This window comes from Vibrio sp. 10N.222.52.C3 (assembly GCF_041474195.1).
Classification (GTDB): domain Bacteria; phylum Pseudomonadota; class Gammaproteobacteria; order Enterobacterales; family Vibrionaceae; genus Vibrio; species Vibrio crassostreae_C.
This window is the reverse complement of sequence record NZ_JBFRTQ010000250.1, coordinates 1-770: the sequence shown is the minus strand read 5'-3', so window position 1 is coordinate 770 and position 770 is coordinate 1. Positions and strand designations below refer to the sequence as shown.

1 protein-coding gene and 1 pseudogene are annotated in these 770 nt (G+C 47.1%); both read right to left on the bottom strand.

From position 1 onward, the window contains the following. Window positions 1-69: 69 nt before the first annotated feature. Entirely contained in the window at window positions 70-192 is a 123-nt protein-coding gene (locus AB4517_RS22745) for a helix-turn-helix domain-containing protein (protein WP_372150127.1), read from the bottom strand. Window positions 193-317: 125 nt separating this feature from the next. Next, window positions 318-770, bottom strand: a pseudogene (locus AB4517_RS22740) (sigma 54-interacting transcriptional regulator); the annotation flags it as partial.

Sequence of the window (770 nt, the reverse complement as noted above, 5' to 3'; positions counted from 1 at the left end):
GCCTTCGGGCGGTTTTTTTGTTTCTATCGGACTGACTGAACACTCTGTTGTAATTGTTTTCTCTTTGCCTCAGCCCGCCGCAGAAATATCGTATTTCTTCATCTTGTGATTGAGCGTACTTAACGGGAGCGACAGTTGCTCTGCCGCTCGTTTCGTGTGCCAATTACAAGAGTTTAAGCAGTCGATAATCACAGTTCGTTCGTATTGGCTGACCACCTCTTTTAGGCCAACAGCTACATCGTCAGCTCCCAGAAGTTCAGGTTCCAACGTGGGCTGAATTGTCGATGTAACTGGAGCAACAACTTGACGGTGTTCTACCTCTTCAGGGATCTGTTCACCAAACTCAATCTGAGTAATGGTTTCAAAATCGGAAAGCAGAACCGAGCGTTCAATGATGTTCTTAAGCTCGCGCACGTTACCGGGGTAGGTGTAAGCGAGCAGTTGGTTTCTCACATTAGCACTCAATCCCGGTGATTGAGGCAAGCCTAACATCGTGGTGGTGTGCTGAACAAAGTGCTCGGCAAGTGGGATAATGTCCGCTTGTCTGGATCTCAGTGGTGGTAAGGTGATGGGAAATACGTTCAAGCGGTAGAATAAATCGGCCCTAAAGCCTCCGTCTTTAATCTGTTGCATTAAGTTACAGTGTGTCGCAGCAATGACTCTAACATCCACTTCAATCTCTCTGCTGGCGCCTACAGGGCGAACTTTACGTTCTTGTAGCACACGTAGCAGTTTAGCTTGAAGTAGCATTGGCATATCGCCAATTTCAT